General features: G+C 43.9%; 16 protein-coding genes. 12 read left to right on the top strand and 4 right to left on the bottom strand.

Annotated elements, in window-relative coordinates:
- On the top strand, positions 1 to 115 hold a 115-nt coding region (locus MF4642_RS17400; protein WP_413772799.1), incomplete at its 5' end, for an IS3 family transposase.
- Positions 116 to 196: 81 nt separating this feature from the next.
- On the opposite strand, the gene murJ is transcribed toward MF4642_RS17400, so the two are convergent.
- Both murJ and ampD read right to left on the bottom strand, forming a co-directional pair.
- Complete coding sequence (gene murJ, locus MF4642_RS14455) at positions 197 to 1,753, bottom strand: murein biosynthesis integral membrane protein MurJ (RefSeq protein ID WP_171262528.1); 1,557 nt, start codon at positions 1,751 to 1,753, stop codon at positions 197 to 199.
- A 77-nt stretch (positions 1,754 to 1,830) separates the two neighbouring features.
- Positions 1,831 to 2,403, bottom strand: coding sequence for a 1,6-anhydro-N-acetylmuramyl-L-alanine amidase AmpD (ampD, locus tag MF4642_RS14450; protein ID WP_078426669.1), 573 nt, complete (start codon positions 2,401 to 2,403; stop codon positions 1,831 to 1,833).
- Positions 2,404 to 2,587: 184 nt separating this feature from the next.
- On the opposite strand from ampD, the gene nadC reads away from it, so the two are divergent.
- Positions 2,588 to 3,433 (top strand): carboxylating nicotinate-nucleotide diphosphorylase, encoded by an 846-nt coding sequence (nadC, locus tag MF4642_RS14445; RefSeq protein WP_078426668.1) that lies wholly within the window; start codon positions 2,588 to 2,590, stop codon positions 3,431 to 3,433.
- Positions 3,434 to 3,506: 73 nt separating this feature from the next.
- Here the strand turns inward: nadC and rph are convergent, their stop codons facing one another.
- Entirely contained in the window at positions 3,507 to 4,223 is a 717-nt protein-coding gene (rph, locus tag MF4642_RS14440) for a ribonuclease PH (protein WP_004684198.1), read from the bottom strand.
- A gap of 161 nt (positions 4,224 to 4,384) precedes the next feature.
- On the opposite strand from rph, the gene MF4642_RS14435 reads away from it, so the two are divergent.
- Entirely contained in the window at positions 4,385 to 5,062 is a 678-nt protein-coding gene (locus MF4642_RS14435) for a TetR family transcriptional regulator (protein WP_078426667.1), read from the top strand.
- A gap of 108 nt (positions 5,063 to 5,170) precedes the next feature.
- Positions 5,171 to 6,805 (top strand): O-antigen ligase family protein, encoded by a 1,635-nt coding sequence (locus tag MF4642_RS14430; RefSeq protein ID WP_078426666.1) that lies wholly within the window; start codon positions 5,171 to 5,173, stop codon positions 6,803 to 6,805.
- A 74-nt stretch (positions 6,806 to 6,879) separates the two neighbouring features.
- On the opposite strand, the gene MF4642_RS14425 is transcribed toward MF4642_RS14430, so the two are convergent.
- Entirely contained in the window at positions 6,880 to 7,497 is a 618-nt protein-coding gene (locus tag MF4642_RS14425; protein ID WP_004684194.1) for a thiol:disulfide interchange protein DsbA/DsbL, read from the bottom strand.
- 180 nt (positions 7,498 to 7,677) lie between these two features.
- Here MF4642_RS14425 and ubiG point away from each other — a divergent pair, with 180 nt between their 5' ends.
- From ubiG to argA, 8 genes are all read left to right on the top strand, one after another.
- Positions 7,678 to 8,394, top strand: coding sequence for a bifunctional 2-polyprenyl-6-hydroxyphenol methylase/3-demethylubiquinol 3-O-methyltransferase UbiG (gene ubiG / locus MF4642_RS14420; protein WP_078426665.1), 717 nt, complete (start codon positions 7,678 to 7,680; stop codon positions 8,392 to 8,394).
- Positions 8,391 to 9,086: an HAD family hydrolase gene (locus MF4642_RS14415; protein ID WP_078426664.1), complete on the top strand. Its 696-nt coding sequence runs from the start codon at positions 8,391 to 8,393 to the stop codon at positions 9,084 to 9,086. Before ubiG ends, MF4642_RS14415 begins: the two co-directional genes overlap by 4 nt.
- Positions 9,087 to 9,122: 36 nt before the next feature.
- Positions 9,123 to 9,869 carry a YciK family oxidoreductase gene (locus MF4642_RS14410; protein WP_005401600.1) on the top strand — a complete coding sequence of 249 codons (747 nt, stop codon included), beginning with the start codon at positions 9,123 to 9,125 and terminating at the stop codon, positions 9,867 to 9,869.
- A gap of 152 nt (positions 9,870 to 10,021) precedes the next feature.
- Entirely contained in the window at positions 10,022 to 10,441 is a 420-nt protein-coding gene (locus tag MF4642_RS14405) for a hypothetical protein (protein WP_078426672.1), read from the top strand.
- A gap of 150 nt (positions 10,442 to 10,591) precedes the next feature.
- Positions 10,592 to 10,747 (top strand): hypothetical protein, encoded by a 156-nt coding sequence (locus MF4642_RS17000; protein ID WP_162841319.1) that lies wholly within the window; start codon positions 10,592 to 10,594, stop codon positions 10,745 to 10,747.
- Between the two features lie 246 nt (positions 10,748 to 10,993).
- Entirely contained in the window at positions 10,994 to 11,377 is a 384-nt protein-coding gene (locus tag MF4642_RS14400; protein WP_078426663.1) for an RcnB family protein, read from the top strand.
- Positions 11,378 to 11,676: 299 nt separating this feature from the next.
- Positions 11,677 to 12,033, top strand: coding sequence for an RcnB family protein (locus MF4642_RS14395; RefSeq protein ID WP_078426662.1), 357 nt, complete (start codon positions 11,677 to 11,679; stop codon positions 12,031 to 12,033).
- 124 nt (positions 12,034 to 12,157) lie between these two features.
- Complete coding sequence (gene argA, locus MF4642_RS14390; protein WP_078426661.1) at positions 12,158 to 13,510, top strand: amino-acid N-acetyltransferase; 1,353 nt, start codon at positions 12,158 to 12,160, stop codon at positions 13,508 to 13,510.
- Positions 13,511 to 13,736 lie beyond the last annotated feature (226 nt).

Raw genomic sequence — 13,736 nt, 5'->3', positions numbered from 1 at the left:
CTGGGTATATTGGTTCAATAAAAAGCGTGTACACAGTGCACTGGGTTATGTATCGCCTTTTGAGTTTGAAGCAATGTACTATGATAAGATTAACCCGTTAGGTCAGGTGGCCTAACTTAAATAAAAAAGTCTCCGACAAACCCGGTACGGTTCACTACGCACTTTGCTTGCAATATAAAAAAAGTACTGCTTTGTTTTATGCTTCATGTTTGAGATGACGTGGTCTAAACCCAGTAAAGAGCAAACCAATCGCATAAGCCACGACACCCACCACACACAATCCGAGCACTTCTGCAACACGGATCCATTGTGAAACTTCACCATTATACCAAGTCAATGCATACCACAATGCCGCAATCATCATGGCGTTAGCAATACCAAACTGGATAAATAGTTTTTTCCAGTGTGCGCCAAAACGGAAAATATCGCGCTTGTGTAGATAGAAATACAACATCCCCGCATTCACGAGTGCAGAGCCCGAAGAAGCTAAAGCTAAAGCCATATGCTCTGCCTGCCAGTCAATCAGTTTAAAGAAGCCAATAAACACCACGTTTAAAATCGCATTTGCGGCAACGGCCATTAAACCGACACGGACTGGCGTTTTGGTGTCTTGCTGCGCATAAAACCCAGGTGCAAAGACCTTAATCAACATAAATGAAATCACCCCAGCACTCATACATTGCAGCGCCAAAGCCGTCATTTGCGTATCTTCAATGGTGAATTGACCGCGTTGGAACAGGGCCTGAATAATGGGGGTCGATAACATAAACAGCGCGATACTCGCTGGCACCCCCACTAAAACAATGACCTTCGCAGCCCAATCCATCATGCCACGAAACTTCGACATATCTTGCTCTGCATGACGGGTCGACAATGCGGGTAAAATCACCGTACCAATCGCTACCCCAATCAAGCCCAAAGGTAATTCAGTCATACGTTCCGCACTGTACAACCATGACACTGAACCGTCTTGCATAAACGAAGCCCAAATAGTGTTCAGGAGTAAGTTGATTTGCGTGACAGAAACACCAAATAGCGCAGGCAGCATCAATTTCATGATGCGATCCACCCCTTCATGTTTAAAATCAACTTTCGGCGGAATCAGTAACTTTTTATGCCAAAGTTCAGGAATTTGGATCGCCAGTTGCAATACACCCGCAGCAATCACCGCCCAACCGAGTGCCATAATCGGTTCTGCCATATACGGCGTCAGCCACCATGCTCCAGCAATCATCGCAACATTCAGCAATACCGGTGAAAAGGCGGGCGAAGCAAAAGAACCATAACTATTTAAAATACTGCTGGCAAATGCCGTCAACGACATAAACAATAAATAAGGAATGGTGAGGCGGAACATTGAAACCGCGAGGTCGAACTTCTCTGGATCGGCATGGAAACCTGGTGCGTATATATATAGCACCGCTGGAGCTGCAACCATGGCAATGAAGGTTAAAGCCGTCATAACCGTCATTAAACAACCAAAGACACGGCTAATCAGAATCTGAACTTCCGCATGGGTACGCCCAGTTTTATATTCGGTCAGTACTGGAATAAACGCCTGTGAGAATGCTCCCTCAGCAAATAGCCGACGGAAGAAGTTCGGTATACGAAAGGCCACCACAAAGGTATCGAAATCTTTCCCCGCACCAAAGACATTTAGTAAGACAATGTCTCGTACCAAACCCAAGACCCGAGAAAGCATGGTCATTGCACTTACAATTACGGTTGACCGCCACAGCGCCATCGTATCCACCTAGTTTTTCATTTGCCGCTATTGTAATGAAACTTCAGCGAATATTTGATTGTTTAATGTTGTTGTCGACTCTCAATTCATTGACTTTTTAACTGCTGCAAACGATTTCGATAGTCTAACCAATCAAAAAATGGGCCTGGATCGGTCTTACGTCCTGGTGCAATATCGGAATGTCCCGCCAAATGCTGCTGAATTTGAGGATAGGCCTGTTGTAAACAGGCCGTCACGTGTAACAATGTTTCATATTGGGCATCTTCAAAAGGCAAGTCATCACTGCCCTCAAGCTCAATACCAATCGAATAATCATTGCACTCTTTCTTGGCCAAATAGCTTGAGCGTCCTGCATGCCATGCACGGTCATTAAAATTGACAAATTGTAAGACTTCGCCACTTCTTAAAATCAGTAAATGCGCTGAGACTTGCATGCCTTGAATAGTCTGAAAATATGGATGTACTGACCAATCCAATTGATTTTGAAAAAATTGTTCAATATAGCCACCGCCAAACTGGGAGGGAGGCAAGCTGATATTATGGATGACAATCAGTTGAATCTCAGTATCATCAGGACGTGCGTTAAAATTAGGCGATGAAATTTGTCTCGCTCCCAGCAGTTGCCCTGCTTGCACTTGAAACGACGGAATGACCTGCATATTTTTATTCCTCAAACCCATTGCACCCTTTGGGCAATCTTTTTTAATGTCTCTCATGCTAAATCTTTCCCCGTCATTTCTCAAATTGCTCAGCGTTTGATTTTGAAATTTTCACGCCTTTTTCAGGAAAAATGCTAATATATTGCGCAATTTTCATGGCTTCTATAAAGATACGGACAATCGGATGAGCATATCGCAGCAACTGCTTGAACAATCTATTCAACTGAATATTCAACAGGCATTACAAGAAGACATCGGTAATGGTGACATTACAGCACTTTTAACACCTGAAGATGAACAAGCGACTGCGACCATTATTAGCCGTGAAGATATGATTCTTGCAGGTCAACCTTGGGTCAATGCATTAATTGCGGCTTTTGATTCCAGTGTGCAAATCACGTGGCTAAAAAACGATGGCGATCTGGTTTTTGCCAATGAAACCATTTTTAAACTGGCAGGTTCAGCACGCAGCTTACTTACGGTTGAACGCCCTGCACTCAACTTTGTACAAACACTATCTGCTGTAGCCAGCAAAACAGCGGAATATGTCAAACAACTGGATGGCTTAAACACCAAGTTGCTCGATACCCGTAAAACCCTACCGGGTCTGCGTATTGCCCAGAAATATGCTGTCGCAGTCGGCGGCGGTCAAAACCATCGCTTAGGCTTATTCGATGCTTTTTTAATTAAAGAAAATCACATCATGGCGGCAGGCGGCATCGCCCAAGCCATTGCCAAAGCGCATCAAATTGCCCCAGGCAAACCTGTCGAAGTCGAAGTTGAAACCTGGGCGGAATTAGAGCAAGCATTGGAAGCCCAAGCTGATATCGTGATGTTAGACAACTTTAGCCAGCAACAAATGATTGATGCGGTCAAGCATGTTGCAGGACGTTGTAAATTGGAAGCATCAGGGAATATCACCATTGCCAATTTACGTGAAGTCGCAAGCACAGGCGTGGATTATATTTCGATGGGTGTATTGACCAAAGATGTCAAAGCAGTCGACCTTTCTATGCGTTTTAATGCTTAATTCTAGTAGTTCGCATTCAATCCACACCCAATAAAAAACGCACTCTCAAGTGCGTTTTTTATTGGGTTAAAACTTACCAGCCCAGTGCTTGCTGCTGTTTTTTCACCAATTCTTGAATGCCCTTTTCCGCCATTTCTAACATGGCATTGCACTGTACACGGGTAAAGGGTTTATCTTCTGCCGTGCCTTGAATTTCAATAAACTCGCCAGCTTGGGTCATGACCACGTTTAAATCCGTTTGGCAGTTTGAGTCTTCTTCATAGCACAAGTCTAAAAGTACTTCGTCTTGGAAAATACCGACTGAAATTGCAGCCACTAAGCCTTTTAATGGATCTTGCTTAATTTTCTTTTTCTCAAGCAATGTGTTCATCGCATCAATGAGGGCCACCGCAGCACCGGTGATCGCAGCAGTACGTGTACCACCATCCGCCTGAATCACATCACAGTCGATGGTAATGGTATTTTCACCGAGTTTTTTTAAATCCACCATGGCGCGTAGACTACGACCAATCAAACGTTGGATTTCTTGAGTACGACCACTTTGCTTACCACGCGCAGCCTCACGGTCACTACGGGTATGCGTCGAACGCGGCAACATGCCATATTCAGCGGTTACCCAGCCCTGACCCTTGCCTTTTAAAAAGCGTGGTACTGAGTTATCAATACTTGCCGTACAAAGAACTTTGGTATGACCAAACTCAACCAATACCGAACCTTCCGCATAACGTGTGTAGTTACGAGTAATGGTGACATCACGTAATTGATCTAATGTTCGTTGGTCGATACGCATAATACGCCCTTCATCTGACTTAATAGGTTGGCGCATAGTATAGCAGAAGCAGACCCAAAGCATTTGTCTGACTGCATTGCATTTGTAATTGATCACCTGCTTCCCTACCCATCCATATTCTTTGTTAAACTGAAGCTTAAAAGAGGCTGAGGCAATCATCTATGTCGATTCGGGAAGAGCGTAAACAACAAAGCCGCCAAGCTTTGCTGAATGCTGCATTACAACTCAGCACCTCGGGACGTTCCTTTGCTCGCATTAGTCTCCGTGAAGTCACTCGCCAAGTGGGTTTAGTACCGACCGCGTTTTATCGCCACTTTAATGATTTGGATGAGTTAGGACTTGAACTGGTCGATCAAGCGGCGCTCCACATCAAAAGTATGTTAACCCAATTGGGACAAAGCTATGTTTATGGGCCACATGCCACGATTGAGCATAGTCTAGACTTATTTTTTCATGCTGTAGAGCAACATCCTGAACAGTGGATTTTCTTGATTGGAGAACGCTGGGGTGGGTCAGCCTTGATCCGTGCAGCCGTTGAGCGAGAAATTGCCTTTTTAATCGATGACTTCGCCCATGAATTAACCCGTATTGAAAGCATGCAACATATTCATGACAGCGAAGACCTCAAAGTATTGGCCAATATTTTAATGGATGCCTCTTTTAACTGGGCCATGCGCTGGATTGGTTTGAGTCGAGATGTGGCTCCCGATAAACTCCAACAGCAGCAGGCTGAATTTAAACTACAAACCATCGTGCAGATTCAACTCATGTTCCGTGGAATCTCCAATTGGCAACGACCATCTGCTCAAACCAAACACGCCAATCCGACTTTGCATTAAGCCGTTCGCAGACGCAATTTTGGTGTATTACAAAATTTTTAATGCACTTTACTCAAACTTGGATGCTTTTTCACTATCATAGAGCCAGTTTTTTCATCTGTAGCTCCTATGCGTTTTTTTCTTTTTTTAGCGGCGAGTGTCTGTATTGCCTTGGCATGGCTATTGCCCATTCATTATCGACCTTGGGTCACCTATACAGGTGAATTGTTTGCATTTTTATCTTTATTTGCACTCTCTGCCTTATTTTTAAAAGAAAAACTCTTGCTCCCGAAAGTGAGTCTGCCGCTATTGCTGTTGAGCCTCGTGCCCTTCATTCAGTACGGTTTTGGCGAGCTGTTCTTTTTCAGCAAAGCACTGATGTGTGGCTTATATATCTTTGCATTCTGGTTGAGTATGGTTTTAGGCTTTAATCTGAGCCAAAAACCCTTAGAACGTGAGCAATTATTTAGTGGTCTGTGTAGTGTATTTTGGTCGGTCGGTCTGGTGACAGCGGTCATCGCCACTTGCCAATGGCTCAATATTGAACAGTACATTCCTGGCATGACCGCTTTAAAAGGCGATCGTCCTTATGCCAACTTTGCTCAGCCGAACAATATGGCAAGCTTTCTGATGCTGTCCTTACTCGGCACACTGTACCTATTTGAAAAGAAAAAATTCAACTCGATTCTGCTGTGCGCAAGTGCTGCATTGATGTTATTTGCGGTAGCCCTGAGTCAGTCCCGCACATCATGGGTCGCAAGTATCTGTGTACTGCTGTATTTGCTCTATCAGCAGTACAAAGGTGTGATTCAACTGAAGTGGTATAGTGCCCTCGCATGGTTTGCGTTGTTCATTGCATTTACTGCGTTTATTCCACAACTCAATCACCTGTTGGCTCAGTTGTCTAATGTCGAAGTGACCCAAACCCGTGATGCAGTTGCGCGAGCAACGGGCGATATGTCACGTCTTGCCATTTGGCAACAGATGCTCCATGCCATTGCTGAGCGACCTTGGTTAGGTTATGGTTGGCATCAAACCAGTGTGGCTTACACCCTAATCAGTGATCAGTTCCAAGGCCCCGTTTGGGTGAAAAGTGCGCACAACTTCATTCTCGACTTTATTGTGTGGAATGGATTAGTGATTGCGATTCCATTTTTTGCCTATCTCAGTTATTGGGGCTATCAACTGCAAAAGCATGCGACATCGCTCGAATCTGTGATTGGCCTTCTGATGGTCGGCGCTTTACTGATTCACGGTATGCTTGAATTCCCGTTGTTCTATGCTTATTTCTTACTACCACTCGGGTTGATTCTAGGGATCATTCAATCCCAGCAAAAAGTGAAAACGTGGACTTTACCGAGCTTTGCCATGCCGATCACATTTACTGTCTGTGTGGTCTTGGTCGCACTGATTATTCGTGACTATGAGTTGATGGTACCAAAGCTGAATCAAGCTTCTCGTTATGAACACACCCCTGAAAAGTTCACCAATCACGATCATATTTTACTGCTGTCGGAGTTTAACCGCCGCATTGAATGGATTCAGTTAAATCCATACAGCAAAGTCAGCCCTGAGCAAATACGTGACTATGAGGAAATGGTGCTGAACTACCCGATTCCCTATGATTTGACCAAATTTGCCAAACTCTTGGCCTTTAATGGCTATGAAGCCGAAGCCCGCCATCAACTTTGGCGCTTAAAAACCTTAAGAAAAATTGAGCTGCGTTATGAGGATTTATTACAACCTGCATCAAGTGTGCAATAAACATCGTTAACGCATAAAAAAGCCTGCATCAGCAGGCTTTTTTAACTGAATAAGGACTTACAAACAGATTCAGCTTATTTTGCAGCACGTTCTTTTTCAATCAAGTAATCCACGACTTGAGTCACTTTAGCATCTTCACCTTGCACAATATATTTACCATTCACCGTCACCGCAGGAACACCACTGAGTTGATAACGCTTGGCCAAATCTTGTGCTTGGGCAATTTTTGAAGTGATCGCAAATGATTTATAAGTGCTGTTAAATTTCGCTTCAGGAATACCAAACTGAGTATAGAACTTGGCTAAAGCAGGTTGCTCTAGAATCGGTTGATTTTGATCATGAATGGCATGGAATAAAGTCAAGTGGGTCTTTTTACGTACACCCAAGGCCTCAGACACATAATAAGCTCGCGCCGCTTGCTCCCACACTGGATTCATGGCTGCTGGGGTACGCACGAAACGCACATCTTTCGGTAGTTTTTTCAACCAAGTCTGCATATGGGGTTCAAGTTTAAAACAGTGACCACAGCCATACCAAAAGAATTCGCGGACTTCAATTTTTCCTGGCACTTCCACCTGTACAGGTGTTGGTACGACGATATAGTCCTGACCTGCCACAAAATTTGCAGCCAATGCACTACCAGAAATAGCGAAAACAGCGGTTGCTAAGCCACTCAAAAGGAGTTTTTTCATTGAACTTATTGTCCTCAAAATCATTATGATAAGTTTATGCAAATACTATAAATCAAATATGCCAAATTCGTTTTCATTCTGTGAACTTTTTTCAGGCTTTTATCGCTTTTTCTAGAATAAACGCTACACTAAGCCCTATTGAACGTTTTAAATATCATGACTTAAATTGAGGTGCCGACGATGTCGCAACTGAATGTTGATCCACAAGAAATTGCCAAATTTGAAGCATTTGCTGCCATATGGTGGGATCAGCACTCGGAGTTCCGTCCTTTACATATGATCAACCCTTTGCGCTTTAACTGGATTGATGAACATGCAGGTGGACTCAGTGGAAAAAAAGTCCTTGATGTCGGCTGTGGTGGCGGAATTTTAGCTGAAAGTATGGCACGTCGTGGTGCAGATGTGCTCGGCATTGATATGGGCGAAGCCCCCCTGAATGTGGCGCGTTTACATGCAGAACAAGAAGGTGTTGAGCATATCGAATATCGCCAAATTCCAGTTGAACAGCTCGCAGAAGAACAAGCAGGACAATACGATGTCGTGACCTGCATGGAAATGTTGGAACACGTGCCCAATCCTGCCTCAATCATTGCAGCCTGCCATAAACTGGTGAAACCAGGCGGTCATGTATTCTTCTCCACCATTAACCGTAATCCCAAAGCCTACCTGTTTGCTATTATTGGCGCTGAATATGTACTGCGCATGTTAGCCAAAGGCACCCACGATTATCAAAAATTCATTAAGCCCTCTGAACTGGCACATGATATTCGCGGCGCAGGGCTCAAACTGAAAGACATGACGGGTTTACATTACAATCCATTGACCAAACGCTATTGGTTAGCGCCGAATGTCGATGTCAATTACATGGTCTATACCGTCAAAGAAGGTACTGCATGAAAGCCGTCTTATTTGACCTTGACGGCACACTGATCGACACTGCCGCCGACTTTATTCGCATTATTCAAGACATGTGCCGTGAAAAAGGCGTCGCTGTGGTCGATGCAGACCTAATCCGTAGCCAAGTCTCTGAAGGTGCGCGGGCGATGGTGAAATTGGTTTATCCAGAACTTACCGTCGAAGACCCGATTTTTCTGGCACATCGTCAGCGTTTTTTAGACACCTACGGTGCCGATATTGCAGTAGATACTGACCTGTTTTCGGGCATGTATCCACTTATTGAAAAACTTGAAAACCAAGAGATTCCTTGGGGCATCGTCACCAATAAACCGCGTTGGCTCAGTGAAGCATTATTAGACGCGCTGAATTTGACAGAGCGCTGTGCGGTTTTAGTCTGCCCAGAGGATGTCTCGCAGACCAAGCCTGATCCTGAGCCGATGTATTTGGCTGCCAAGCACATCGCGACTGCACCTCAAGACTGTATCTATGTCGGCGATCATCCACGTGACATCGATGCGGGTCGTAACGCGCAGATGTATACCATTTTGGCCGCTTATGGTTATTTACCATTCGCGCACAAAGATGACTTAACAGCGTGGCAAGCAGATTGTATAGTGAAGACTGTGGCTGAATTGGACGATGTTATTCAGTCTCTTGTGAGTCAAACTATACCGTCCAATTCACTGACTTGATCACAATTAAAAAATCACAATAACGAGGAGGTAATGATGAAATATTCAGAATATCAACCTCGCCCCGATCTGCTCAAAGATCGCATCATCTTAATTACAGGTGCGGGCGATGGTATTGGTCGTGCTGCTGCATTAAGTTATGCCCTACACGGCGCAACTGTGGTGCTGCATGGGCGTACCTTAAATAAGCTCGAAGTCATTTATGATGAAATTGAAGGCTTAGGTGCGCCGCAACCTGCAATTTTACCCTTGCAGCTGTCGAGCGCCTCTCCTCGTGATTATGAATTACTGGTCGACACCTTAGAACGCCAATTTGGGCGCCTAGATGGTATTTTGCATAATGCAGGCATTTTAGGTGAGCGCACTGAACTGGAAAATTATCCTGTCGATGTCTGGGATGATGTCATGGCCGTCAACTTGCGTGCGCCATTCGTTATGACTCAAGAGTTAATGCCACTCCTGAAAAAATCTGAGCATGCCTCCGTGGTTTTTGCCAGCTCAGGTGTCGGGCGTGAAACGCGTGAACGTTGGGGCGCATATTCGGTGTCTAAGATCGCGATTGAAGCGGTCAGCCAACTGTTTGCTAAAGAAAATACCTCACCGAATATCCGCTTTAACTGTATCAATCCGGGAGCTACGCGCACTGCAATGCGTGCTAAAGCCTATCCCGATGAAGATCCAAAAACATTGCCAACGCCTGAAAATATCATGCCTGCCTACCTGTACCTGATGGGCGATGATAGTTTACATATGAATGGTCAAAGTATTGATGCACAAGACTAAAATGTGTCACTCAAGAGGAAGCTTCGGCTTCCTTTTTTTATGTATCAAACTGAAGCTTTGTCATCTGCAACATGATCTCAAGTTCTGAAAAGGTTGTCTTTTTTCAATTTTTGCGGATACTGATGCCCAACTCCATTTTTGAAGCATATGCCATGACGGACTTGAGCAATATCACTGTACAACCCACTGAAGATGGTATGGTTAGCCTGTTGATTGACCAACAACCCATTTCAGAAAAATATGGGATGAAGTTTGAAGCCAGTATTGTGGAGGAACTTCAAGCGCTGGAAAATGGTGCCACCCTGAAACTTTTCGACCAGTTTGTTTTTGCCCATACCGACTTGAACTTTGAACATAGCTATCACTACGTCACGGTCATTGCCAAGGATGATGAACAATACAAAGCCAAGAAAAGCTTTGTTTATCGCATCAAAATTGAGGGGCAACCCGACATTGAGCATGCCATCAGTAAAAATGGTGAACCGATGACCACAGCAGATGTACGTGAATTTATCCAAGCGCATGTGCAGAAGTCATTGAGTGATTATACCGACCTCAACTACGCTTATTAAGCCGAATCAGCCAAGTTGAAAACTCAGCTTGGCTAGCTCGATATTTTAAATCGTATTTTTAAATTATTTTAATAAAAATATTCGGTTTTTAAGATCAATATTTCCTATTTATCATTCTGATTGATCAAAAATTGAAAATAAGGATGCAGCATGGCTGATTTGCAACGTAAACATGACACCATTCGTCATATCCATAATTTACAACTCCCCGATAGCCTGATTGGTGCTTTAGAGGATGCCAGCCAAGCTGAAGCAGTGGTTCATTCAATCCGTTCATTACAACATCTGGCGCAGCAGTGGAATTAAAGAATGCTCTATGCATTCTTTGACAAAGGGGGATCTGAGCCCTCAAAATGAGTCAAAAATCAGAAGATACAGACTGTTTGCTTTGGACTTTGGCGCAATTGATGATTTAATTCAGGCTTAGAATTGGGCATAATCTTCTTAATATCTCTGCATTTGTTAATAAATACCCAATTCATCTTCACAGTTTCTCTGCATTTTTTTCGTACATTATAGGAAAGAATGAAATTACCTTAATGAGGATTCAACATGAAAAAGATTTTGACAGTATTGGCAATCTCTTTCAGTGCTTTGATGGCAAGCAGTCTCAGTACTGCTGCCCCTCAGTTTGACTACGATCATCCACGCTATGGTAATGAGCCACGCGGACGTGACTTTCGCGATTCAGATGATGACGATCAACAAGATCGTCGACGTATGCGCGAAGAGCGCGGTGTCAAACGTTTACAACAGCATAAATGGCAACAAGGTTATGTCATGCCACAGCATTACCGTGGTAACGGCTATAAAGTCGAATATAAAGACCATAACCTTCCAAAGCCAAACCGAAATCAGCAGTGGTACAAAATCAACAATGACTACATCTTAGTCGACGCAGACAGCAACAATATTCTGCGGATTATGGGGCTTTAATTTACGCTTCATTTTGTACAATTCAGCGACATTATTATTAAGACCTGAATCAACACCCTTTCACCCGCTTTAGCACGACTGCATACTCCTCTTAAGAGACCACAGTCAGGCACAGCATGGAGGGCGTTGTTTCAGGTTTTTTATGCGCCAAAGCTTTAGTTTGTAAGCATTGCAGAAAAACAACACTCTCCTCAGTCTCTTCATACATTTCACAATTCACCTAAATAGCCCTCACGTTTTCTCTAGAGTTATTCGCTAATTTTGAATGATCGAAACAAGACTCATACTGGATGAAAGCAATGAAAAAAATTCTGACTGCAATCACACTCTCTTTAGGCGCACTCATGGCTACATCTGCAATGGCAGCACCACAGTACTATGACCGCTCGCATGATCATGACTCTGGTCGGGATCATCGCGATGACCGCCGTTGGGACAATGACAACCGCTACCAAAACAAACGTGTCAATCCAAGCCGTGACTGGCGCTCAGGTCAAACTTTGCCACGTGGCTATGATTCATCACGTTACCATGTCAGTGATCGAGAAGCACGTCGCCTACCCAACACTGGGCGCTACCAACAGTGGTATAAGGTCAATGGTGACTATGTTTTAGTCAATGAACGCAATAACCGTATCCTACGTATTATCGGTTAATTCTGGCTGGTGTCGCAAAACCGATTGAACACCTGAACATTGCTTCAGGTGTTTTTCTATTTAAGACTTCCTCTTCTGCATTTTTTGATTAAAATCATTCTAAGCAGTTCATTTTGAGACAGGCATGCACGAAAATTCCATCGAAACACATCACAGTACAACTTTGCAGTATGTGCATTGGTTTCGACATTCTGCGCCTTATATCAATGCTCACCGTAATAAAACCTTTGTAATCATGTTTGATGGTGAAGCAGTTCAGCATGATAACTTTCAACATATTATTCACGATATTGCCTTACTGCATTCACTCGGGATTCGCCTGATCTTGGTGCATGGCGCGCGTCCGCAAATCAACCACAACTTAAAACAAAGCCAGATACAAACGCCATTTCATCAACATCGCCGCGTGACCACGCGAGAATCCCTAAGTTGCGTGATGAATGCGGTAGGCTCAATTCGTTTGCAAATTGAAGCCTTACTGTCGATGGGGTTGGCCAACTCACCGATGTATGGTGCACGCATTGATGTAGTTTCAGGGAATTTTGTTACAGCCAAGCCCTATGGCATTCGCGATGGGGTCGATTTTCAGTTAACCGGCGAAGTTCGTACGGTCGATACCGATGCCATTCAACGCCATTTGGATAATCACAATATTGTGCTGCTCGGACCAACTGGCTATTCCACCACAGGCGAAGTGTTCAACCTACTGGCAGAGGAAGTGGCGACCCGTACAGCGATTCATCTTAAAGCGGATAAACTGATTTTCTTGGGCAAACAACATGGTCTGCTCAATGAACATGGTCAGTTGCAACGCGAAATTTCGCCACACAAGCTCGATGCACAAATTGAGAAATACCAAGATTCGAATCCAGACATTGCCTTGCATTTACGCGGTGCCAAAAAAGCCTCGACGGATGGCGTCCATCGCGTCCATCTGATTTCCTATGCTTATGATGGTGCCTTGGTTGAGGAGCTCTTCACGCGTGATGGTTCGGGCACCATGATTACCGACGCCCATTATGAAGAAGTCCGTATGGCCAACATTCAAGATGTCGGCGGGTTGATTAACCTATTACGCCCACTTGAAGAAGAAGGCATTTTGGTTTATCGCTCACGTGAACGTCTCGAAAACGAAATTGGGCAATTTGCGGTGATTGAACGTGATGGCATGATCTTGGCCTGTGCTGCGCTTTACCCACTACCAGCGGCAGAGGGTGAAATCCGCAGTGCCGAAATTGCCTGTGTCGCAGTCGATCCTAGCTATCGCAAATCTAATCGTGGCAGCCAAATTTTGCATTATCTCGAAGGTAAAGCCCGCAGTATGGGCATTCAACAGTTGTTTGTACTGACCACACGTACTGCACATTGGTTCTTAGAACATGGCTTTGAAACGGCCAATGTAGATGAACTTCCCAATGCACGCCAAGCCTTATACAACTATCAGCGCAACTCACTCGTCTTTAAAAAGCCACTTTAAGTGGCTTTTGCAGGATTATGGATATCTTTATTTCTCATATCTTTATCGAGAAAACACCGCAAAAATCGCTCAAATCTATATTGCGTGAAAGACTAAGCTTATTCCAAAAATAAAAATACCTTTTAAATAATAAATATCAATTAGTTAATCTCAATAAATTTTATATTTTATGTTTTTTATATTGCTGTTTTTTACATAAGTTTTGCACTTTTGTTTTTATCTTTTT

It is taken from the genome of Acinetobacter sp. MF4642, assembly GCF_002018925.1.
In the GTDB taxonomy this organism is placed as follows: Bacteria; Pseudomonadota; Gammaproteobacteria; order Pseudomonadales; family Moraxellaceae; genus Acinetobacter; species Acinetobacter johnsonii.
Note: the sequence above shows the minus strand (reverse complement) of the source record. Positions and strands in the feature narration are given on the sequence as shown.

What these genes read in the sequence shown, in the direction of transcription:
- ampD (WP_078426669.1), bottom strand. Translation starts at nt 2,403, where the DNA reads ATGCAGGTCATTCCGTCGTTTCAAGTGCAAGCAGGGCAACTGCTGGGA.
- nadC (WP_078426668.1), top strand. Translation starts at nt 2,588, where the DNA reads ATGAGCATATCGCAGCAACTGCTTGAACAATCTATTCAACTGAATATT.
- rph (WP_004684198.1), bottom strand. Translation starts at nt 4,223, where the DNA reads ATGCGTATCGACCAACGAACATTAGATCAATTACGTGATGTCACCATT.
- MF4642_RS14435 (WP_078426667.1), top strand. Translation starts at nt 4,385, where the DNA reads ATGTCGATTCGGGAAGAGCGTAAACAACAAAGCCGCCAAGCTTTGCTG.
- MF4642_RS14430 (WP_078426666.1), top strand. Translation starts at nt 5,171, where the DNA reads ATGCGTTTTTTTCTTTTTTTAGCGGCGAGTGTCTGTATTGCCTTGGCA.
- MF4642_RS14425 (WP_004684194.1), bottom strand. Translation starts at nt 7,497, where the DNA reads ATGAAAAAACTCCTTTTGAGTGGCTTAGCAACCGCTGTTTTCGCTATT.
- ubiG (WP_078426665.1), top strand. Translation starts at nt 7,678, where the DNA reads ATGTCGCAACTGAATGTTGATCCACAAGAAATTGCCAAATTTGAAGCA.
- MF4642_RS14415 (WP_078426664.1), top strand. Translation starts at nt 8,391, where the DNA reads ATGAAAGCCGTCTTATTTGACCTTGACGGCACACTGATCGACACTGCC.
- MF4642_RS14410 (WP_005401600.1), top strand. Translation starts at nt 9,123, where the DNA reads ATGAAATATTCAGAATATCAACCTCGCCCCGATCTGCTCAAAGATCGC.
- MF4642_RS14405 (WP_078426672.1), top strand. Translation starts at nt 10,022, where the DNA reads ATGACGGACTTGAGCAATATCACTGTACAACCCACTGAAGATGGTATG.
- MF4642_RS17000 (WP_162841319.1), top strand. Translation starts at nt 10,592, where the DNA reads ATGGCTGATTTGCAACGTAAACATGACACCATTCGTCATATCCATAAT.
- MF4642_RS14400 (WP_078426663.1), top strand. Translation starts at nt 10,994, where the DNA reads ATGAAAAAGATTTTGACAGTATTGGCAATCTCTTTCAGTGCTTTGATG.
- MF4642_RS14395 (WP_078426662.1), top strand. Translation starts at nt 11,677, where the DNA reads ATGAAAAAAATTCTGACTGCAATCACACTCTCTTTAGGCGCACTCATG.
- argA (WP_078426661.1), top strand. Translation starts at nt 12,158, where the DNA reads ATGCACGAAAATTCCATCGAAACACATCACAGTACAACTTTGCAGTAT.